Origin of the sequence: Haloferax sp. Q22, assembly GCF_001482285.1 — an archaeon.
GTDB lineage: Archaea > Halobacteriota > Halobacteria > Halobacteriales > Haloferacaceae > Haloferax.
The window spans coordinates 74,521-94,199 of sequence record NZ_LOEP01000018.1 but is presented as its reverse complement, the minus strand read 5'-3'; the positions used below and the strand labels follow the sequence as shown (position 1 = coordinate 94,199).

Below are 19,679 nucleotides of genomic sequence, written 5' to 3'. Positions count from 1 at the left end.
CTCTGTCAGTCCCAGAACGACTGGGTCCGGGCGTACTCGCGCTCCCGTTCGAGGATGTCGCGGTAGAAGTCGTCTTCGTCCTCGCGGAGTTTGTTGATGATGCGCGCGGCGTTGTGCGGGCCGACGCCGCGGGCCGCGAGCGCGACGACCGCCCGCGTGCCGTGGGCCTGCACCAGACTCGCCGAGCGGTAGGCTCGCTTCGTCAGTCGCTCCTGTTCGTCGTCTTTCTCCGGCGCGCGGACCGCCTTCACCGTCTCGTCGTCCCACGGATTGAGCGCGGCGACGCGGGTCGCGCCGCACTCGGGGCACTCCACGGGGTCGCGAACGCGCTTGACCTTCGTCTTGCGAGTCCAGTCCTTGCAGTGGAGACACGCCAACAGCACGCGGTCGTTCTGAATCCGGTCGCGGACCGTCTCGATGACGCTCGCGTCGGCGTTCTCGGGGACCAGCAGGTCGGTCCCCGACCCGCGGCCGCCGGTGCCGATGGCGGTCGGTTCGCGGGCGACGGCGAGTTCCACGTCGCCGTCGCGGACGCGGCGGAGCAGTTCGACCGTCTCCTCGACGGCGAGGTCGGTGTGGAACACCTCGCGGACGGCCTCGTCGTAGACGGGCGTGTCCTCCAGCGCGGCGAGCAGGCGGTCGCCGCCGAAGCGGCCCTTCCCCTGATAGCGCTTGAGCGCGCCGAACTTCGCGGCCACCTGCGCGAGCGTGAACTTCAGCGAGTCCGACCGCTTGAGCGCGAGTTCGAGCAGCGCCTCGACGTGGTCGGGGTCGGTCTCGCGGAGCACCTCGGCGAACGTCGTCGGGCGGACCTTCCCCGGCACGTCGAACTCAACGCGGTAGGGGTCGACCTCCATGCCGACCGAGGAGCCGGTCCGCTGGCCGATGAGCGCCGACAGGAGCCGACCGAGCGTTTCGTTCACCCGGTGACCGTACGGCGAGTTGAGCGTCACCTTCCGCGGCGAGCCTTCGAGGACGAGCCGGTTCGCCGTCGGGATCGGCGCGTCGGCCTCGACCTGTCTTTCGATGGGGCCGAGCGCCGACCTGACCGTTGCCTCGTCGGTCGGATAGCGCATGGCGATGTCGCGGGCGACGGCCTTGCGGTCGGCCCCGGACTCGAACTGCGGCGCGGCCACGTCGCGGAGTTCGCCCACCTCGCCGGCGACGGGCGCGGGCACCGGAATCTCCGAGCCGACCCACGACGGCACCTCACCGCCGGGGTCCTCGATGGGCGAGACGTTCACCCGCGCCTCCTCGTCGTCCACGTCGTTGACGCGCCACATCTCGCCGCGCTGGATGAACGTCGCGCCCGGCGCGGCGAAGTTGAGGACGAACTTCTCGTCGAGCGTCCCGATCTGTCGGCGCGAGGAGATGTCGTGAACGTCGTAGGTCTCCTCGTCGGGAATCATCGAGAGGTTGGCGTAGAAGTACTGCCACGTGCCGCCGGACTTCTCGAGGAGGTCCTTGTCCTCGTCGAGCCAGAGGAGGTGGTTCCCCGACAGTTCGCGGATGACCGCGCGGAAGTCGGCTTCGGCGAGGTCGCGGAAGGGGTACGCCCGCGTGATAATCTCGTAGGCGCGGCGGGCCGACACGTCGCCGTAGTCCATGACGACGCCGACGATTTGGTTGGCGACGGTGTCGAGACTCCCGTGGTGGACGCGGGCGGGTTCGACCTCGCCGGAGACGGCCCGCCGGGCGATGGCGAGCGCTTCGAGCGTGTCGTCGGGGTGGTCGGTGACGACGGTCCCGCGGGAGACGACGCCCAAGCGGTGGCCCGCGCGACCGACCCGCTGGAGGAGCCGCGACACCTCGCGGGGACTGTTGTACTGGACGACGTGGTCCACCCGGCCCACGTCGATGCCGAGTTCCATCGACGACGTGCAGATGAGCGCGTCCAACTCGCCGGCCTTGAAGCGGTCTTCCACGTCGATTCGCACGTCCTTCGACAGCGAACCGTGGTGGACCTCGATGGGGTCGCCGAGCGCCTTGAACCGCGAGCCGAGCGCCTCCGCGGTCTGTCTGGTGTTGACGAAGACGAGCACGGACTCGTGGTCGCGGACGATGTCTCGAATCGTCCGGACGTGGCTCGCTATCTCGGGGTCGGTGGCGAGTTTTCCGGCCAGCGCCTCGTCCTCGTTCGTCACCTCGGGACGGACCACCTCGAACTCGACGCGGTTGTCCACGTCTACTTCGATGACCTCGAACGGGCGGTCGCCGGTCAGGAACTTCCCGACCTCGTCGGGCGACCCGACCGTCGCCGAGAGACCGATTCGCTGGAACGGCCCGGCCAACTCGCGGAGGCGCTCTAACCCGATTGTCAGCTGCGCGCCGCGCTTGGCCGACGCGAGTTCGTGGACCTCGTCGACGACGACGTGGTGCACGTCCGACAGCGCCGTCCTGAGCTTCTTCCCCGTGAGCATCGCCTGCAGCGTCTCGGGCGTCGTCACCAGCACGTCCGGCGGGTCGTTCGCCTGCTTCTGGCGCTGGTACTGCGTGGTGTCACCGTGGCGAACGTCGATGTCGATGTCGAGCTGTTCGCCCCACCAGTCGAGCCGCTGCCGCATGTCGCGGTTCAGCGCCCGAAGCGGGGTGATGTAGAGCGCCGAGATACCGAATCGGTCCTCGGCGTCGGCGATGGCCGAGAAGACCGGCAACATCGCCGTCTCCGTCTTCCCGGTTCCCGTGGGCGCGATGATGAGGCCGTTTTTCCCGTCCGCCAGCGGGGGAATCGCCCGGCGCTGCGGCTCTGTGGGTGTCGTGAATCCGCGCTCCGAGAGCGCGTTCCGAACGGGCGACGAGAGCGTCGCGAAGGCGTCCATTCCGGCGGCGGCCTCGCCGTCTGGCATCGCTCGAGGTTACGCTTCGAGGCGATTAAGCGCACCGCTCGGGGCGGTCCCCACCGGGAGATTCATGTCGCCCGTAAATCAATTTCGGGCGTGTCCCCGAAACGTGTCTACTGGTCCGCGTTCCTCGTCTTCGGTCTCTGCGCCGCCGTCGATATCGCGCTCGACGTTTCGGCGGGAGACGCCGGTATCGGCACCGCGGCGGCGGCCGCGGGCGTGGTCGCAGTCGGCTACGCGTCGGTCGTCGCCCTCCGCGACCCCGACCGCGCCCGAGTCCCGACGGACTGGAGCCCGCTCGTCTATCTCGTCGTCCTCGGCGCGGCGCTCTACACGTTCGGCGTCGCGCTTCAACTGTACTCGGTGGTGACATGACGCCCGAGCGGTCATTTTGGCTGTCGCAGGCGGGCTTCACCGCCGGGAACCTCTTCATCGTCCTCGGCAATCAGTGGGGCGACCTCGCGGCGTGGCAACTGGTCTTCGCCGCGGTGCTGGTGCTTTCGACCCTCTGGTTCGTCGGCTACGCCGTGCAGGAACGAGAAAAGGGCGTGCCGGAGTTCTTCCGCGAGTGGACCGGTTGGCAACGACTCGCCCGCGTGGCCGCCGTCGCCGTGTTCGTTCTCGGCACGCTCACGTTCGGTTTCGGCTCGGGGCTGTTCTGACGACCGAGGGTATCCCGGCGTCTGCGGCGACCGCGACCACCGCCCCTGCTACTCAGACGTTCCGGTAGTCGCCCAACCGCGTGCCGTCGAGCAGGTAGGCCTCCCCGTCCGCGAGGCCGTCGGGCAGGAACGGCGAGAGAAATCCCTGCCCGGGGACGTTGACCCACGTCCCGCCCGAGGTGTCGTTGAAGGCCGGAAACACCACGAGTTCGGCGTCGGCTTGCGTCACCTCGGCGGGGTCGACCTCGTAGTGTTCCGCGAACACCTCGGGAGCGAGGGTGCCGCGGAGCCAGACGCGTTCTTTCCGCGCGCCGCCGACCTCGTCTTCCAGCCTGACCGCCGGGTGTTCGTGGGCCGAACAGACCACGTCGGCGGCGAGCACCTCCCGCGAGGGCCAGGTGTGTCCGTGGCAGAATCCAACGTCGCCGAGGCGGACGCCCGCGGGGTCAGTCACCTCCACGTCGTCGCCGAAAAAGTCCGCGAGGCCGCCGTCGTGGTTGCCGGGGACGACCGTCAGCTCGGCGCGGTCGGCCACCCCGGCCGCGAGGTCGCGCAGTTCGTCGGCCTCGTCTCCCTTCGGGTCGCCGATGCGGTGGCCGAGGTCGCCGAGGACGACCAGTCGGTCGGCGTCGGTCCGGTCGAGAAGCGACAGCAGGCGCTCGCGGCGGACCGCGGCCTTCGACGGGAGTTCCACCCCGCGTTCGTACCGCAGGCCGGCCTCGATGCCGGCGTGGTAGTCGGCGATGACGAGCGAGCGCTCGGGAAATCCGCGCCTGCTCGTCCGCGCCACCGCGGCGGGATGGCCGGGAATCGGTTCGACGAGCGGTCCCGACACGGCCTCAGATGGCCTTCAGCACGCCGTCCTGCGGCTCGTAGCACCGGCCGCCGAGGAGCGCCTCCTGGATGGCGTCTTCGACCGCGCCGGGGTCCGCGCCGTACTCGTCGACGACGGCCGCGACGACCTCGTCGCGGGTCGCGCCGTCGCCGTCGTCGAGGTCGTCCATGGCGTCCACGACGACCGATTCGAGGTCGATGTCCTCGGCGGACTCGTCCGTGTCGGCCTCGTCTTCGTCCCCGGCCGACGCCGCGTCGGCTGTCGGTTCGGGTTCGGGTTCAGCTTCGACCGCCGGGTCGGACTCCGTGACGTGTTCGGCCGCGGGTTCCGGTTCCGGCTCTGACTCGGCGTCGGCGGGGTCGTCTTCGAGTTGCTCTGTGAGGTCGTCCGCGTCGGGCACGTCGATGTCCGCCTCGCCGGCGGGGTCGACATCCGCGCCGGAGGTGAACTCCGTACCGAACTCGGACTCGATTTCGGCCCGCTCGTCCTCGTCGAGCTCGTACATCCCGTCGGGGTCGACCGAGTCGTCGGCGTCGGTGGACGCGGAGTCGGTCGAGTCGGTCGCCGACTCATCGGTCGCGGCAGACACGTCCGCCTCGGGTTCGGGGTCGTCGAAGCCGTCGTCGAAGTCGCCGAGCGTGCCGTCGTCGGAGCCGCCGAAGGTGTCGGTGTCGGCCGTATCCGCGTCGGTGGCGTCGTCTTCGAAGTCACCGAGCGTGCCGTCGTCGGTCCCGGCGTCGAAGTCGGGCTCCGAATCGGCGTCGAGCGAGTCGGCCGCCGGTTCGGGTTCAGACGTGAGGTCGGGTTCCGCGGCGGGTTCAGATTCTGCGGCGGGTTCCGGCTCCGATTCGGCGTCGACCGTCGCGGACGGCTCAGACGCCGGTTCCGGCTCGGACGCCTCCGGCTGGCTCTCGGTCGCGGCCGTCGTCTCGGCGGTGACTGGTTCGGGTTCGGATGCGGACTCCGGCTCAGAGACAGGTTCCGCGTCGGGTTCCGACTCGATCCCGTCGGCGAGTTCCGGCTCCGTATCGGGCGTTGCGGCCGGTTCGGAGTCGGATTCGGTCTCGAACTCGCCCGCGTCGGGCTCCGATTCGCCGAGCGCCTCTCCGTCGTCAGCATCCGCTTCTCCGACCTCGATATCGACGCTGTCGGCCGGTTCGAGGTCGAGTTCCGGGAGCGGACCGAGGACCGCGTCGCCGCCGTCACCGGGTGCGACTTCGAGGGGGTCCACCTGGTCGCGGTCGCCCGCGACGAGTTCGAGCGCCTGCACGGCGACTTCGCGCAGGGCTTCGAGGTAGGTTCGGGTCGTCCCGTAGTGGTCGATGGCGCGGGGGACGCCCGCCGCAAGCGTCGAGTCCACGCCGCGAGCTTCGAGCGCGCGGGTCAGGTCGTCGCCGCGGTAGGGCATCGACAGCGCCTCGTCGAACACCGCGATGCGGCGGAGCGTCGCCTCGGCGGCCGAGACGATCCACCGATCGCGAACGTCGGCGTCGACGGTGTTGACGCTCTCGGGACGGACCGAGGAGTAAACCACGTCGGCGTCGTCCGGTTCGTACGTTCGGGCCTTGCCCGCGAGCGAGACGAACGCCGGGGGCGTCGCCGCGTCGAGGTAGGCCATCGGCTCCGGCTGGTACTGCCCGGCGTAGGTGACGAACGCGCCCGTCGGGTCGGCGATGCGCCCGCGGAGCACCTCGTCGTTGACGTGTTCGACCTCGGTGAGCACGCCCGCGACGAACGTCCGGTTGAGCCGCGCCCCGGTGGGCGTGACCACGTAGTTCGGCGCGCGCTCCTCATCGCTCTCGGAGTACGACAGCGAGGCGTCGTCGAACTCGGCGGCGAAGACGCGGTAGGCGATTTCCCGCGTGCCGACGACCGGCGAGGCGCTCATGCGCGCACCTCCGTGAGGAGGGTGGCCGCGCGTTCGGCCGGGTCGTCGTCGGTCTCCTCGAACTCGTCGGCTTCGAGGTTCGCGCCGTACTCGTCCACCGAGAGGTTCCCGCGGACGCGGTACTCGCGGCCGACGAGTTTGTCGGCGATGTCGTCGGCGACGACCTCCTTGTCCATCGCCTCGCGGGCGGCTTCCATCGCGTCGGCCATCGTCCCGCCGTAGACCTCCTCGGTGAGGTCGCGGTCGAGGATGGCGGTCACCGTGCCGGTGCCGTCGTCGAGAATCGCCTTCACGCGCATGTCGTCCTCGCCGTCGACCTCGCCGTGCTGTCGGCACTGACCGTTCTGGACGACGCGGCTACAGTCGGGACAGCGCTCGATGAGCCCGGAGCCGTCGCGCACTTCGAGGACGTTGCCGAGCACTTCCACGTCGAACATCCCGCCGGCGTCGACGGCCTCGCCGATTTTCAGGCGAGGCGCGGAGTCGGTCACGGCGACGGGGTCGTCGAGGACCTCGAGCGTCGTGAACTCCGAGAGGTTCACCTGCGGCACGCCGCGGAACTCCCGGACATACACGTCCGAGAGACGCAGGCTCGCGCCCTCTTTCACGTCGGGGCGGGGTGCCCAGTCGGTGAAGGGGAGCCGCCCGGACTCGTCGGCGACGACGCCCGAGAGGATTGTCGTCTCACCGTTGCGGCCGTCGATAGTGCGCGAATCGACTTCGAGGACGCGGACCTCGACGGTTCGGCCGCGGTCACCGGCCTGGAGGTCGATGAGGTCGGCCTCGCCGCCGATGCGGTCGTCGTAGGGCGTCTCGACCGTCTCGGACTCCACGCCGACCGTCGAGGACGCGCCGATGTTCAGTTCGGGCTTGCCGTCCCACTCGCGGACGCCGGCGTTGCCGATGACGACGGAGTCGCCCGGCTCGAAGCCGAAGTCCTGCCACGCGGTGTAGGAGATGACGCCAGACTCGTCGGCGAGTTTTCCCTCGCGGATGGTCTGTTCGTCGCCCTGATAGACGATAGAGCGGGTGCCCACGGTGAGCACGCGGACCGTCACGGAGACGTTGCCGCCGTCGGGGTCGATGTCGGCGATTCGCTTCGTCGAGGGCGCGCCGTCGCTCCCGCCGGAGCTTCCACCGCCGTGTTTGCGGCGGACGCTCTGCTTCGCCTCGTCGATCGGGACGCTGTACTGCAGCAGGTTCTGCAGGTCGGATTTGACCTCCTCTTTGTCGACACCGAGGGCGGAGGCAAGCTCCTCGGCATGCTGGTCGAGTTCCATCGAGTCGGGATTCGCCCCCGTCGGATAAAAAGTGTTGCCGGGCTAGGGGGCGGCGGCCGACGGGCGAATCACTAAGTGCTCGCGTGCCAGTTGGACTCGTATGTCGAACGACGAGACCCCGGACGCCGACGCCGCCGACGAGGAGGTCTCCTTCTCCGTGACTATCGAGGACGGCTGGACGACCATCGTGATGGAAGGCGACAAGGACACCGCAGTCGTCGTCCGCTCGGCGTCCGGCGAGCGAATCTACCTCCCGCCGGAAGGCTTCGACGCCGAGGCGGCCACCGACAGCGCGTATCAGTCGTCGGACAGCCCCTACCAGTCGGCGTACGACTCGCCGTACCAGTCGGTCCAGACCGACGACTCGCCGTATCAGTCCGCCCGCGGCACGATGCCGCGGGAGGGGATGGTGCCGACCCGCGGCGGCTACCGGATTCGCCACCCCGAGCCGGTGACCGACGTGCGACTCCTCCGCTGAACGGGGGTCGCCCGCTCAGTTCGCGTCCGCCTCGTCGGCGTCCGCGTCGGCCGCTTCGACCTCGTTTTCCGCACCGGCCGAGACGCCGGCGTCCCCGTCGAGAATGCTGTGGTAGTAGTCCACGGTCTCGTCGACGACGCGGTCCCACGTGTACGGTTCGTACTCCGGTTCACCCTCCAGCGAGAGGCCGTACTCGATGCCGTCGGCGATGGAGCGCGAGTCGGGTTCGACCTCGATGACGCAGTCGTCGGGGAGAACCTCCGCCGCGCCGCTCTCGGTGGCGACGACGCGCGTGCCGGTCGAGAGCGCCTCGACGATGGTGATGCCGAACGGCTCGGACAGCGACGGCGAGACGAACAGGTCCGCCGAGGCGTAGTAGTCGCCGAGCGCCTCCTCGGGGACGTAGCCGGCCCACTTGATGCGGTCTTCGACGCCGAGCAGTTCGGCGAAGCGCTTGAGCTGGGCGGTGAGGTGGCCCGACCCGCCCATGACGAGCGTCACGTCGTCGCGGGCGAGTTTCTCCATCGCGTAGACGAGATGCGAGATGCCCTTCTGGTCGGTGTGCCGGCCGACGAAAAACAGCATCTTCCCGTCGATTCCGAGTTCTTCCTTGAGGTCGCGGCCCGTGGTCTCGCACTCGGAAAAGCCGTTGTAGATGACGTGGCAGTCGCCGCCGTACTCCCGTTTGACCTTGTCGGCGAGGAGTTCGCTCACCGCGAGCAGGTGGTCACAGCGCTCGGCGATTCGGCGCTCAGTCTCGACTTCCCGCTGCGGCGGGTCGATGTTGCGGTCCGACGAAAGCGAGTGGAACGTGGTCACCCACTCCACGTCCTCGTTGTTCGATTTCGCGCGCGACCCCGGCCCGTAGCCGAACCAGTCGTGCGTGTGGACGATGTCGGCGTCGGCGGCGCGCTCGGCGAACGTCGACCCCAGCCGCCCGATTCGGGTGATGATGTCACCTTCGCCGGTCGGAACTCCGACGATTCCCTCGCGGTCCGGCGCGTACTCGGCGGGAAGCACGAGTTCGATGTCCACGTCCTCCCGCTTTTCGAGTCGCTCGAACATCTCGCCGACGTGCGTGTCGAGCCCACCGCTGACGTTCGGCGGAAACCCCCACCCCAGCATCAGGACCTTGGCAGTCATAGATGACACAATGTACCACAGAGGCCTATTTAATTCCTGTCCGGCAATACTGCGACGGCACCCCACCGAAAGGGGTTTTCGCCGCGGCGACGACCCGCGAGTATGCACGTCCACGTCAACGCCGCCGCGAGCCTCGACGGCAAGCTCTCGTCTCGCCGCCGCGAGCAGGTGAAGATAAGCGGCGACGACGACTTCGCCCGCGTGGACGAGGTTCGCGCGGCCGCCGACGCCGTCGCCGTCGGCGTCGGGACCGTTCTCGCCGACGACCCGCACCTCACGCTCGACGACCCGGGCCTCGTCGCCACTCGCGAGGACCGGGGCGACCCGCCGCATCCAGCGCGCGTCGTCACCGACTCGCGCGCTCGAACCCCGACCGACGCCCGGATTCTGGACGACGTGGCGACAACCTACGTGCTCGTCTCCGAGGCCGCGCCGGCTAACCGCCGCGACGCGCTCGAATCGGCCGGCGCGGAACTCGTCGTCGCGGGCGCGGAACGAGTGTCACTCCCCGACGCCTTCGACGCGCTCGAATCGCGCGGCGTCGACCGGCTCATGGTCGAGGGCGGCGGCGAACTCATCTTCTCGCTGTTCGAGGCCGGCCTCGTCGACGAACTCACGCTCTACGTCGGTTCGATGGTCATCGGCGGCCGCGACGCGCCGACACTCGCCGACGGCGAGGGCTTCGTCGCCGACTTCCCGACGGTGTCGCTCCGCGACGTGGAACGCGTCGACGACGGGGTGCTTCTGATCTACGACTGCTGAGCCTCGTCGCCCGAAACCGGCCGCTTTCGCCGCGAACACGGAGTTTCGCGGTCGTGCACCGTCACGCAAACAGGCGCAATGGGTAAGAGTGTCGCGCCGATACGTGGGAGTATGAGCACTCCGAAGACAACCGATGCTCCCGTCCACGTCGAGAGTTCGGACCACCTCGACGAACTCATCGCCGACAACGCCATCGTCCTCGTGGACTACCACGCCGAGTGGTGCGGCCCGTGTAAGATGCTCGAACCCACCGTCGAGGAGATCGCCGAGGAGACCGACGCCGTGGTCGCCAAGGTCGATATCGACGAACTCCAGGAGCTAGCCCGCGAGAAAGGGATTCGCAGCGTCCCGACCCTGCAGTTCTACGCCGGCGGCGAGCAGGTCAAGGAGGTCATCGGCGTCCAGAGCAAAGAGGACCTCGTCGACATCATCGACGCCGCCGCGTAAGCCGACGTCCGCTCCGCTCGGCCCGGTTCTTCGTTTTTCTATCATGACGAGCGACGGCGCGGCGCGCGCTCGGGGCGGCGTCGCTCGCGGGGACGGTTCGGTCGAAAATCGATGTCAGAAGACTGCTCAGAAGGGCGCGTCGGACACGTCGGGTTCGAACCCCGCGCCCGGTTCGTCGTCGTAGAAGCCGCCGGTCGAGGCGTGGACGGCGTCTATCTCCTCGAACTCGGCGACCATGCGCGCCTTCAACGCCTGAATCGTCATCGGCGAGATACCGCATCCGGAACACGCGCCGGTGAGGGAAATCCACACCTCACCGGTCTCCTCGTCGATGGCCTCGATACCCGCGTCGCCGCCGTGCATCTCGATTTGGGGGAAGTTCCGCCGCATGAACAGGTCGAGCCGTTCTTCGAGGGACTTCTCCGACGTCTGCGAACTCATACCGAGACGTGGGGTGCGGGCGAGCATAACGATTGCTCCGAACGAGGTCGCGGCGAATTTCGCGAGACACTGTCGGGGGAGTCGGTCGGCGAGGGCTTTTTACCACGGAGAGAGTATCGGAACCTATGATTTCACTCGACGAGGCAGTCACGGCCCGCCTGGAATCTCACGGCGCGCGGTTCGAGGTGCTCATCGACCCCGACGCGGCGCTCTCGATAAAGCGCGGTGAGTTCGACGGCGACCTCGAAGAGGTCATCGCCGCCGAAGACGTGTTCGAGGACGCCTCCCGCGGCGACCGCCCCGCCGAGAACGACCTCGAGAAGGTGTTCGGAACGACCGACCCGCTCCAGATAATCCCCGAGGTCGTCAAGAAAGGGGAGATTCAGATCACGGCCGAACAGCGCCGCGAGATGCAAGAACAGAAGCGCAAGTCGCTCATTAACCGCATCGCTCGCAACGCGGTCAATCCGCAGATGAACGACACGCCGCACCCGCCGGAGCGAATCGAGCGCGCGCTCGAAGAGGCCGGCTTCAAAATCGACCCGATGGAGCCGGTCGAGTCGCAGGTCGACGACGCGCTCGACGCGCTTCGACCCGTGTTGCCCATCAAGTTCGCCGAAGTCACCGTCGCCGTCCAACTCCCGGCCGAGTACGCCGGCAGCGGGCAGGCCCAGATTCGGAGCTACGGCGACCTCGAACGCGAGGAGTGGCAGAACGACGGCTCGTGGGTCGGCGTCATCACGTTCCCCGCGGGGATGCAAAACGACTTCTACGACAAGGTGAACAACATCACGAGCGGCACGGCCGAGACGCGCATCGTCAAGGACGAAGACGACCTCTGAGGCGCGTCGGCGAGTCTCGAACGCGAACTACCCCTTCTTGAAGCCGACGAGGAAGCCGCCCGAGAAGCCGGCGGAGATAGAAAGTGTCGAGAGAATCGTCGAAATCCAGTCCGGCGGCGCGCCAGTTGCGGCGTCCTGCGTGGCGCTCACGATTCCGCCGGTGAGGCGCTCCCAGTCGACGGTGATGATGCCCCGCGATTCGAGGAACTTGAACACGGCGAGTTCGAGGCCGACGATGACGGCGATGAGCTTCGCGATTTTCTTGGCCGCGAAGCCGATGATGCCGCCGATGACGGCCCCGCTCCCGAACTCGATGCCGAGCTGCTGCGGGTCGATGCTCAGTTGCAAGGGGTCCATACGGCGAACATCCCGCCCGTCAGTATAAGTGATTTGTGGGGAGACTGTCGCCGTCACCGAACTGTCAGGTCGCCTCCGGGCAACCTACAAGAGTCCCGGCGTCCAAACGCGGCCATGGAACGGGAGGTGACGGGACGCCATCTCGACGCGTGATCCCGGCCGAGCGGGGCTTAAGTGCCTCCGGCGGCTAGTACCGACTGACACAGTGCAGGCTACGTACCCCACAATCGAGGTGCGGCGATGAGTCGCGTCGTCGTCGCAAAGCGCGTCGACCGCGGCGACGCCGACCTCACGGAGATTTCCGACCTCGCCCGCGCGGCGGGCTACGAGGTGGTCGGCGAACTCACCCAGACCCGCGAGGAGGACGCCGCGTTCCACTTCGGCGAAGGGAAGGTCGGCGAGTTAGCGTCGCTTGTCGCGCGCGAGGACGCCGCCGCCGTCGTCTTTGACAACCGACTGGGCCCCTACCAGACGTACAACATCGCCCAGAAGCTCCCCGACGACGCGGAGGTCATCGACCGCTTCACCCTCATCCTCGAAATCTTCGGCCAGCGGGCGAACACCCGCAAGGCGCAGTTACAGGTCGAGCTCGCCGAGCTCCGCTACGAACTGCCCCGCGCCGAGGCGAAGGCGTCGCTGGCGAAGCGCGACGAGCGCCCCGGGTTCATGGGTCTCGGCGAGTACGACGAGAGCCGCGAACAGGACATCAAGGCCCAGATTTCGCGCATCAAGAACGAACTGGACGCCATCGCGGACAAAGAGGAGACCCGGCGCGAACAGCGCCGCGAGTCCGGCTTCGACCTCGTGGCCCTCGCGGGCTACACGAACGCCGGGAAGTCGACACTGATGCAGCGGCTCGCCGCCGACCTCGAAGTCGGCCAGAACGACGACCTCCACCCGGACCTCGACCCGACCGCCGAGTCCCAAGACAAGCTGTTTACGACCCTCGGGACGACCACGCGCCGCGCCGAGACGGGCAAGCGAGACGTGCTTCTCACCGACACCGTCGGATTCGTCTCTGACCTCCCCCACTGGCTCGTCGAGTCGTTCAAGTCCACGCTCGATTCGGTCTACCGGGCCGACCTCGTGTTGCTCGTCGTGGACGCCTCCGAGCCCATCGAGGAGATGCGGGAGAAACTCGTCACCAGCCACGACACGCTCTACGAGCGCAACGAAGCGCCCATCGTGACCGTGTTCAACAAGGTGGACAAGGTCGCGGCCGAGGAACTCGAAGAAAAGCGCGCGGCGCTGTCGGCGCTCGCGCCCAACCCCGTCGCCGTCTCGGGGCTGACCGGCGAGAACGTCGAGGAGTTGGCCGCCCGCGTCGAGGACGAACTGCCCGCGTGGAAGCACGAGCGCCTCCTGTTGCCGATGGCAGACGACACGATGAGCCTCGTCTCGTGGCTCTACGACCACGCCCACGTCGAGACCGAGGAGTACGAGGGCGAACAGGTCCACATCGAGTTCGAGGCGCGCCCCGCCATCGTGGAGAAGGCCCGGGCGAAGGCCGCCGACCTCTCCGCGCCGGCCGACTCGGCCTGAGTCGCATGCCCCACGCTGGGGTCACCGAGGCGGGACTCGGCTCAGTCGAGCGTCTCTTTTTCCTTCGTGACGACTTCGACGTCCGAGATGCGCGTCCCCGGATACTGGCCGTCGTCGTCTTTCTCCGCGGCTTTCACCATGTCCCAGACGACGTTGAGGCCGGTCGTCACGCCCTCTAACGCCTCCATCTCGCAGCCCGTCTTCCCGGTCGTGCCGACCGTCACGGAGAGTGTGACCGACTCGTCGGCCACCTCGAACTCGGTGTCGACGTTCGTGATGGGGATCTGGTGGCACATCGGAATCGTCTCCCACGTGTGCTTGACGGCCTGAATCGCACCGATTCGAGCCGTCGCCAACACGTCTCCCTTCCCGATTTCGTCGTCGCGGATAGCCCGAACGGTGTCGGCGCTGAGATGGATGGTCCCGCGGGCGACCGCCCGGCGGCGCGTGTCGGGCTTCGCGCCCACGTCGACCATCTGGACGTTGCCGTCCTCGTCGACATGGGTCAGGTCGCGGTCGTCGCCGTCGGCCAACTCGTTCGACTCCGACCCGGCGTGCTCGTCGCTCATGCTTCGTCACCTCGCAGAGCCGTGGGCAGTCGTTCGAGCAGGTCGGTCGCGACGAGGCCGCTGCCGAACGCCTCGGCGGCGAGGTCACCCGCGCGGCCGTTCGCGTAGGCCGCGACGGCGGCCGCGTGGAGCGGGGGCAGAACGGCCGCGAGCGCGCCGGTCGCGCCCGCCAGCACGTCGCCGGTGCCACCGACGGTCATTCCGGGGTTCCCGGTCCGGTTGACGCGGACCGCCTCGCCGTCGGAGACCACGTCGTACGCGCCCTTCACGAGGAGCGTGTGACCGAGGTCGGCGGCGAACTCGCGGACGAGGTCGCTCCGAGTCTCCCAGTCGGCGTCGGTCTCACCGCCCATCTTCCGCAGCTCGCCCTGATGGGGCGTACAGATGAGGGTCGCCTCGGTGTCCACCTCGGGGACGACCTGCAGGGCGTCGGCGTCCACGACGGCGGTCCCGTCGTAGGCGGCGAGGAACTCGCGGACCGCGTCGAGCGACTCGTCGGCGTCGCCGAGACCGGGACCGAAAACGACCGCGTCGCGGTCAGCGGCGAAGTCGAGGAGGTCGGGGACGTGTTGGGGCGCGAGTCGGTCGCCCGAGAAGCCGCGGACGATGAGGTTCTCGGAGTAGCCCTGTACCTCGCGGGCGACGGCCTCGGGGCAGGCGACGCGGGCGAGGTCAGCGCCGGCTCTGAGAGCCGACTGCGCGGCGAGCGCGGGCGCACCGGTGTACGGGCCGCCGCCGACGACGAGCACGTCGCCGTGGTCGCCCTTGTGGCTCTGCGCGTCGCGGTCGAGCGCGAGGAGGTCGCCGGGACCGGTGAACAACTCGGCGGCCTCGGGGATGCCGATGTCGGCGACGACGACCTCGCAGTCGAGGTCGCCGAGACCGGGCTTGTCGTCGTGGAAGGTGACGACGCGGTCAGCCTCGACTGCGAGTCCCGCCGCGTCGCCCGTGTCGGCGTCGACGCCGGAGGGCACGTCCACCGCGAGGACACTCGCGGAGGACCCGTTGATGGCGCGCGCGGCCGTCGCCTCGGGTTCGCGGAGCGCGCCGGTGACGCCGGTGCCGAGCATCGCGTCCACGACGAGGTCCGGGTCGCCGAGGTCGAACGCGGCCGAGTCGGTGACGGTTCGCCGGTCGGCCTCGGCCGCGACGAGGGCGTCCCAGTTCTCGCGGGCGATGTCGGTCGAAATCGTCTCGGGGCGACCGAGCAGGTGGACGGTCACGTCGTACGCCTTCAGGAACCGCGCGGCGACGAGCGCGTCGCCGCCGTTGTTGCCGCGGCCCGCGACGACTGCGACCGACGCGCCGGGGTCCGCGAGGTCGCGGCACGCCCGCGCGACGGCGTTCCCACTCGACTCCATGAGCTGTTTCCGCGGCACGCCGAGCGCCTCGGCGTTCAGGTCGACCGCGGCCATGCGTCGACTCGTAATCATACGCCCCCGTTGGCCCGGGGCCGCGTTAACACATGTGGTCGCGGGTCGGATTCGCAACGTTTGACACGGCGGCGACTGAATCCGCGGTAGTGACTCGCCGCCTCTTCGGAACTCTCTGCGGACTCGTCTTCCTCGTCAACTTCGGCCGCGTCGCGTTCCCGCCGCTCGTCGAGACACTCCAGACGCAGTTCTCGGTCGGCCCAGCGACCATCGGCGTCGTGACGAGCCTCGTCTGGCTCGGGACCGCCATCCCGCGCATCCCCGTCGGCTACCTCCTCACGCGCGTCTCGCGGTCGAAGGTCGTCCTCGGGTCGGGCACGCTCCTCGTCGTCGCCGCGGCGTTCACCGCGAGCGCGACGTCGGTGCTGACGCTCCAAATCGGCGCGTTCGGCCTCGGCCTCGCCTCGGGCGCGTACTTCGTCTCCGCGACCCCCCTCGTCGGCGAACTGTTCCCCGAGCGCGTCGGTCGCATGGTCGGCATCCACGGCGCGGCCAGTCAGGTCGCCGCCGTCGTCGCCGCGCCCGTCGTCGTCTTCATCCTCGCGTCGTACTCGTGGCGCGAGACGTTCTGGGTGTTGGCGGTCGCCGGCGCGCTCGTGACGCTCCTCCTCTACGCCGTCTCCCGAGACGGGAGCGCGGGGGCCGGCACGGGCGCGGACCGCGACTTCTCCGCCGCGCTCGGCCACTGGAAACTCATCCTCACGGGCATCCTCCTCATCGCGCCCGCGGGATTCGTCTGGCAGGGCCTGTTCAACTTCCTCGTGTCGTACATGACGCAGGCGAAGGCGTTCGACGCCGCCACCGCGAGCACGATGCTCACCATCGTCTTCGCGGCCGGCGTCCCCGCGTTCTCGCTGTCGGGCCGCCTCGCGGACAAACTCCCGCACGTCCCCTACATCTTCGGCCTGCTCGTCGCCTTTATCGGCGCGCTCGTCGCCCTGACGTACGCGCAGGGCTTCGTCGCCGTCGCCGTCGTCGTCGCGGTGCTCGGCTACGTCATCCACAGCCTGTTTCCCGCGCTGGACACGTTCATGCTCTCGTCGCTCCCCAGCGACGCCCGCGGGAGCGCCTACGCCGTCTTCAGCGGCGCGGCGCTCCTCTTGGAGGCTAACGGGAGCGGCGCGGTCGGCTTCCTGACCGAGGCAAACTACGCCTTCGAGGCAGTCTTCAGAACACTCGCCGGGGGGCTCGCGGTGTTCGTCGCCGCGCTCGCGGTTCTCTACGTGCTGAACCGACTGCCGGGCGTCGACCGGACCGACCCGTCGAGCGCCTGACCTCCCGAAACGGTTTACTTCCCCCACCGAAATGTCGATTGTATGTCAGGGTTGCTCCCGTCCGACGGGACCGTCGATTCGAGCGTCGAGACCGCCCCGCGCGTCCACTGGCTCGACGACGACGAGACGGAGCAGCTCCTCGGCTGCCTCTCTTGTGACACCGCCCGCGACCTGCTGTCGTGTCTGCAGGACTCGCCGGCGACGGCGACCGAACTCTCGAAGCGGGTCGAAACCTCCGTCCAGAACGCCCGCCACCACCTCGGAAACCTCATCGAGGCCGACCTCGTCCGCGTCGCCGGCACCCGCTACTCCGAGAAGGGGCGCGAGATGAAGGTGTACGCCGCCGCCGCGCCGTTCGTCGTCTGTGTCGGCGGCGAGGGCGGCGACCGAGAGGCCTTCGCCGAGGCAATCGCCTCCTTCCTCGAATAGCGTCGGTGCGCTCCGCGTGCCGGCCGGCTCTCTCGCGAACGTTCAAATACGGGGGCGCGGCCAGTCACCGACACCCCTATGGCCGTCGCAACTGGACCACAGAGCGTGACCTGGCAGGAGGTGTTCGGCCACCCGGAGGCGTACCCGGAGCAGGCCGACGGAATCGAGACCGCGATACAGACCGCCCGAGACGACGGCTTCGCCGTCGTGGAGGGCGCGTGCGGAACCGGCAAGACGATGCTCGCGCTCACCGCCGGCATCGAACTCGTCCGCGACCCCGACTCCGACTACGAGCGCGTCTTCGTCCTCACGAGCGTCAAGCAACAGTTGCGGCAGTTCGAGGCCGACCTCCGAACCATCAACGAGAACCTCCCGACCGACTGGAAACCCGTCTCGGGGCTCACGCTCGTCGGCAAGTCCGACGTGTGTCCCTACAGCCGCGAGGGCTACGGCGGCATCGACGACGCGACCGTCTACGACCGCTGTGAGGGCCTTCGCGACCGGACCCGCGGGCTCGTCGGCGACGGCGGCCGGACCAGCGCCGAGGCGCTCGCCAAGGACGCCCGCGAGCAACAGACCGGCCTCCTCGACACCGGTTCGACGACCGCGGGCCCGAACTATCTCGAAACCGCGGGCGACCCGACGCCGTACCCGAAGTCGATGCCGGAGTACGAGGACGTGGAGTACTGCCCCTTTTACGCGAACTTCCTCGCGGACCTCCCCGAAGACGGCGACCCAATCGAGGCCGTCCCCTTCGACTTCGACGATAAGGGGCTCATCGCGACCGAGGACCTCGTCTCGCTGGCCGCTGGCGCGGGGTCGTGCCCCCACTCCGTGATGGGCGCGCTGTTGCCCCACGTCGAGGTCGTCGTCGGCAACTACTACCACGCGTTCGATCCGACGACCGTCGGCACGTTCACCGGCGCGCTCGTCGACGACTCGACGTTCGTCATCTGCGACGAGGCGCACATGCTCGAACCCCGCGTCCGCGACCTCGTCTCCGTCGGCGTCGGCGACCGGACGCTCCGCGACGCCGAAAGCGAGTTCACGCGCGTCATCCAGCCGGTGAAGTTCGACGACGCCGGCAAATCCACCGTCGACGCCAAACTCGTCCGCGGGGAGCTACAGGAGGCCGACGTGACGCTCCGCGAACTGGAGGAGACGCGCGACTTCATTCGCGACCTGCGGGAGGAACTCGACCGCCGCGTGACCGCCCATCTCGACCGCGAGTACGTCGGCTGGCGCGCCGACCTCACCGAACTCGACGACGAGGAGCTGCCGCTCCGCGACCCCGAGGAGCCCGGCGTCGACGAACTCACCGAGTGGGCGGACGACAACGGGCACGACGAGGGGACGTGGGTCCGAGCCGAGGCGACCGGCTCGGCGGTCGCCCGCATCCTCGACTCGGTGGAGGAAGACGACAAGCGGCGGGCCGCGCCCGCGGCGGGCCGGGCGCTGGCGACGTGGGCCTACGCGGACCACGAGAAGCACTTCCGCGAAATCGAACTCGAACGGACGTGGGACGAGATGGAGCCGCCGGAGTCGTGGCGGCGCGCGTACAACGCCCGGCTGTCGGTCCACAACTGCGTCCCCGGCGAGGCCATCGCCGAGCGCCTCGGCGACTTCGGCGGCGGCGTCCTCATGAGCGCGACGCTCGAACCCATCGACGTGTTCCGTCGCGTGACCGGCCTCGACGCCCTCGCCGACGACGGCCGCCCGGTGGCAGAGCGGACGTTCGGCCTCGGCTTCCCCGAGTCGAACCGCGCGAGCTTCGCCGTCGACGTGCCGAAGTTCACCCACAGCAACCGCGGGCCGCCCGGCGAGGAAAACGAGACGCGGCTCGCGTACACCGACGCCGCCGTCGAGGTGTGCGAGCGCTCGCCGGGCAACGTGCTCGTCGGGATGCCGAACTACGCCGAGGCCGAGTGGATGGCGGGCGCGCTCGAAGCCCGCGTCGACAAGCCCGTCCTCCTCGACGAGTCGTCCGACGACGGGGCCACAGAGCGGCTCAAGCGCGATTTCTTCGGCGGCGAGGGGAAGGTGCTCGTGACGAGCCTCCGCGGCACGCTCACCGAGGGCGTCGACTACAGCGGCGACAAGCTCTCGGCCGCCGTCGTCTGCGGTGTCCCGCTCATCAACACGTCGTCGCCACGGACCCGCGCGGTGAAGACGGCGTACGACCGCGAGTTCGGCAACGGGTTCGAGACGGCGCTCACGGTGCCCGCGGTCAGAAAGGCGCGGCAGGCCATCGGCCGCGTCATCCGCGGCACCGACGAGGTGGGCGTCCGCGTCTTCGTGGACGCTCGGTACGCCCGCGACTCGTGGAACGGCGTCCGCGACTACCTGCCGGAACAGGAGCGCGAGGAGTCCAGACCCGTCAGTCCCGACATGCTCGGGTTCGGCCTCGACCGGTTCTGGTCGTCGGTCGAGTAGTCGCGGCCGGCGTGCCGAGGGGCA

Annotated in this window: 19 protein-coding genes; 10 read left to right on the top strand and 9 right to left on the bottom strand. The window is 68.9% G+C overall.

Going from position 1 to position 19,679, the window contains the following annotated elements:
* Positions 1–5 precede the first annotated feature (5 nt).
* Positions 6–2,846 (bottom strand): DEAD/DEAH box helicase, encoded by a 2,841-nt coding sequence (locus tag AM590_RS08255; RefSeq protein ID WP_058827060.1) that lies wholly within the window; start codon positions 2,844–2,846, stop codon positions 6–8.
* Between the two features lie 90 nt (positions 2,847–2,936).
* Here AM590_RS08255 and AM590_RS08250 point away from each other — a divergent pair, with 90 nt between their 5' ends.
* Positions 2,937–3,215 (top strand): hypothetical protein, encoded by a 279-nt coding sequence (locus tag AM590_RS08250; RefSeq protein WP_058827059.1) that lies wholly within the window; start codon positions 2,937–2,939, stop codon positions 3,213–3,215.
* A complete protein-coding gene (locus AM590_RS08245; protein WP_004968107.1) occupies positions 3,212–3,502 on the top strand; it encodes a hypothetical protein in 291 nt (96 codons plus the stop codon). Before AM590_RS08250 ends, AM590_RS08245 begins: the two co-directional genes overlap by 4 nt.
* A gap of 52 nt (positions 3,503–3,554) precedes the next feature.
* On the opposite strand, the gene AM590_RS08240 is transcribed toward AM590_RS08245, so the two are convergent.
* The 3 genes from AM590_RS08240 to AM590_RS08230 are packed head-to-tail and all read right to left on the bottom strand — an operon-like array spanning position 3,555 to position 7,505.
* Positions 3,555–4,337, bottom strand: a complete 783-nt coding sequence (locus AM590_RS08240; RefSeq protein WP_058827058.1) for a metallophosphoesterase — start codon at positions 4,335–4,337, stop codon at positions 3,555–3,557.
* A 4-nt stretch (positions 4,338–4,341) separates the two neighbouring features.
* The gene (locus AM590_RS08235) at positions 4,342–6,225 is read right to left on the bottom strand and encodes a hypothetical protein (RefSeq protein WP_058827057.1); all 1,884 of its coding nucleotides are present in this window, start codon (positions 6,223–6,225) and stop codon (positions 4,342–4,344) included.
* Complete coding sequence (locus AM590_RS08230) at positions 6,222–7,505, bottom strand: Single-stranded DNA binding protein (RefSeq protein WP_058827056.1); 1,284 nt, start codon at positions 7,503–7,505, stop codon at positions 6,222–6,224. The genes AM590_RS08235 and AM590_RS08230 overlap by 4 nt, the downstream gene beginning before the upstream one ends.
* A gap of 100 nt (positions 7,506–7,605) precedes the next feature.
* Here AM590_RS08230 and AM590_RS08225 point away from each other — a divergent pair, with 100 nt between their 5' ends.
* Positions 7,606–7,983, top strand: a complete 378-nt coding sequence (locus AM590_RS08225; protein ID WP_058827055.1) for a hypothetical protein — start codon at positions 7,606–7,608, stop codon at positions 7,981–7,983.
* Positions 7,984–7,998: 15 nt separating this feature from the next.
* Here the strand turns inward: AM590_RS08225 and AM590_RS08220 are convergent, their stop codons facing one another.
* Positions 7,999–9,108, bottom strand: coding sequence for a glycosyltransferase family 4 protein (locus AM590_RS08220; RefSeq protein WP_058827054.1), 1,110 nt, complete (start codon positions 9,106–9,108; stop codon positions 7,999–8,001).
* A gap of 120 nt (positions 9,109–9,228) precedes the next feature.
* On the opposite strand from AM590_RS08220, the gene AM590_RS08215 reads away from it, so the two are divergent.
* Both AM590_RS08215 and trxA read left to right on the top strand, forming a co-directional pair.
* Positions 9,229–9,888, top strand: a complete 660-nt coding sequence (locus tag AM590_RS08215) for a 2,5-diamino-6-(ribosylamino)-4(3H)-pyrimidinone 5'-phosphate reductase (protein ID WP_058827053.1) — start codon at positions 9,229–9,231, stop codon at positions 9,886–9,888.
* A gap of 111 nt (positions 9,889–9,999) precedes the next feature.
* On the top strand, positions 10,000–10,335 hold the full coding sequence (gene trxA / locus AM590_RS08210) for a thioredoxin (RefSeq protein ID WP_058827052.1): 336 nt from the start codon (positions 10,000–10,002) through the stop codon (positions 10,333–10,335).
* Positions 10,336–10,461: 126 nt separating this feature from the next.
* On the opposite strand, the gene AM590_RS08205 is transcribed toward trxA, so the two are convergent.
* Entirely contained in the window at positions 10,462–10,776 is a 315-nt protein-coding gene (locus AM590_RS08205; RefSeq protein WP_004043595.1) for a NifU family protein, read from the bottom strand.
* A gap of 125 nt (positions 10,777–10,901) precedes the next feature.
* On the opposite strand from AM590_RS08205, the gene AM590_RS08200 reads away from it, so the two are divergent.
* Positions 10,902–11,618 carry a ribosome assembly factor SBDS gene (locus AM590_RS08200; protein WP_058827051.1) on the top strand — a complete coding sequence of 239 codons (717 nt, stop codon included), beginning with the start codon at positions 10,902–10,904 and terminating at the stop codon, positions 11,616–11,618.
* A 27-nt stretch (positions 11,619–11,645) separates the two neighbouring features.
* Here the strand turns inward: AM590_RS08200 and AM590_RS08195 are convergent, their stop codons facing one another.
* Positions 11,646–11,975 carry an FUN14 domain-containing protein gene (locus AM590_RS08195; protein WP_058827050.1) on the bottom strand — a complete coding sequence of 110 codons (330 nt, stop codon included), beginning with the start codon at positions 11,973–11,975 and terminating at the stop codon, positions 11,646–11,648.
* A 240-nt stretch (positions 11,976–12,215) separates the two neighbouring features.
* Between AM590_RS08195 and hflX the strand changes: the two genes are divergently transcribed.
* Positions 12,216–13,517, top strand: coding sequence for a GTPase HflX (hflX, locus tag AM590_RS08190; RefSeq protein WP_058827049.1), 1,302 nt, complete (start codon positions 12,216–12,218; stop codon positions 13,515–13,517).
* A gap of 41 nt (positions 13,518–13,558) precedes the next feature.
* Here the strand turns inward: hflX and moaC are convergent, their stop codons facing one another.
* Positions 13,559–14,086: a cyclic pyranopterin monophosphate synthase MoaC gene (gene moaC / locus AM590_RS08185; protein ID WP_058827048.1), complete on the bottom strand. Its 528-nt coding sequence runs from the start codon at positions 14,084–14,086 to the stop codon at positions 13,559–13,561.
* Complete coding sequence (locus tag AM590_RS08180; RefSeq protein WP_256364937.1) at positions 14,083–15,519, bottom strand: NAD(P)H-hydrate dehydratase; 1,437 nt, start codon at positions 15,517–15,519, stop codon at positions 14,083–14,085. Before AM590_RS08180 ends, moaC begins: the two co-directional genes overlap by 4 nt.
* 89 nt (positions 15,520–15,608) lie before the next feature.
* Between AM590_RS08180 and AM590_RS08175 the strand changes: the two genes are divergently transcribed.
* The 3 genes from AM590_RS08175 (at position 15,609) to AM590_RS08165 (ending at position 19,655) form a co-directional block, all read left to right on the top strand.
* Positions 15,609–16,793 carry an MFS transporter gene (locus AM590_RS08175; RefSeq protein ID WP_058827047.1) on the top strand — a complete coding sequence of 395 codons (1,185 nt, stop codon included), beginning with the start codon at positions 15,609–15,611 and terminating at the stop codon, positions 16,791–16,793.
* A gap of 42 nt (positions 16,794–16,835) precedes the next feature.
* On the top strand, positions 16,836–17,222 hold the full coding sequence (locus AM590_RS08170) for a winged helix-turn-helix domain-containing protein (protein ID WP_058827046.1): 387 nt from the start codon (positions 16,836–16,838) through the stop codon (positions 17,220–17,222).
* 78 nt (positions 17,223–17,300) lie between these two features.
* On the top strand, positions 17,301–19,655 hold the full coding sequence (locus tag AM590_RS08165) for an ATP-dependent DNA helicase (RefSeq protein WP_058827045.1): 2,355 nt from the start codon (positions 17,301–17,303) through the stop codon (positions 19,653–19,655).
* Positions 19,656–19,679 lie beyond the last annotated feature (24 nt).

Bases quoted from the DNA above. Each gene is read 5' to 3' on its own strand.
- AM590_RS08235 (WP_058827057.1), bottom strand. From the start codon at position 6,225: ATGAGCGCCTCGCCGGTCGTCGGCACGCGGGAAATCGCCTACCGCGTC.
- AM590_RS08215 (WP_058827053.1), top strand. From the start codon at position 9,229: ATGCACGTCCACGTCAACGCCGCCGCGAGCCTCGACGGCAAGCTCTCG.
- AM590_RS08245 (WP_004968107.1), top strand. From the start codon at position 3,212: ATGACGCCCGAGCGGTCATTTTGGCTGTCGCAGGCGGGCTTCACCGCC.
- AM590_RS08255 (WP_058827060.1), bottom strand. From the start codon at position 2,846: ATGCCAGACGGCGAGGCCGCCGCCGGAATGGACGCCTTCGCGACGCTC.
- AM590_RS08170 (WP_058827046.1), top strand. From the start codon at position 16,836: ATGTCAGGGTTGCTCCCGTCCGACGGGACCGTCGATTCGAGCGTCGAG.
- AM590_RS08200 (WP_058827051.1), top strand. From the start codon at position 10,902: ATGATTTCACTCGACGAGGCAGTCACGGCCCGCCTGGAATCTCACGGC.
- hflX (WP_058827049.1), top strand. From the start codon at position 12,216: ATGAGTCGCGTCGTCGTCGCAAAGCGCGTCGACCGCGGCGACGCCGAC.
- AM590_RS08180 (WP_256364937.1), bottom strand. From the start codon at position 15,519: ATGATTACGAGTCGACGCATGGCCGCGGTCGACCTGAACGCCGAGGCG.
- AM590_RS08220 (WP_058827054.1), bottom strand. From the start codon at position 9,108: ATGCTGGGGTGGGGGTTTCCGCCGAACGTCAGCGGTGGGCTCGACACG.
- AM590_RS08205 (WP_004043595.1), bottom strand. From the start codon at position 10,776: ATGAGTTCGCAGACGTCGGAGAAGTCCCTCGAAGAACGGCTCGACCTG.
- AM590_RS08195 (WP_058827050.1), bottom strand. From the start codon at position 11,975: ATGGACCCCTTGCAACTGAGCATCGACCCGCAGCAGCTCGGCATCGAG.
- moaC (WP_058827048.1), bottom strand. From the start codon at position 14,086: ATGAGCGACGAGCACGCCGGGTCGGAGTCGAACGAGTTGGCCGACGGC.
- AM590_RS08165 (WP_058827045.1), top strand. From the start codon at position 17,301: ATGGCCGTCGCAACTGGACCACAGAGCGTGACCTGGCAGGAGGTGTTC.
- AM590_RS08225 (WP_058827055.1), top strand. From the start codon at position 7,606: ATGTCGAACGACGAGACCCCGGACGCCGACGCCGCCGACGAGGAGGTC.
- trxA (WP_058827052.1), top strand. From the start codon at position 10,000: ATGAGCACTCCGAAGACAACCGATGCTCCCGTCCACGTCGAGAGTTCG.
- AM590_RS08230 (WP_058827056.1), bottom strand. From the start codon at position 7,505: ATGGAACTCGACCAGCATGCCGAGGAGCTTGCCTCCGCCCTCGGTGTC.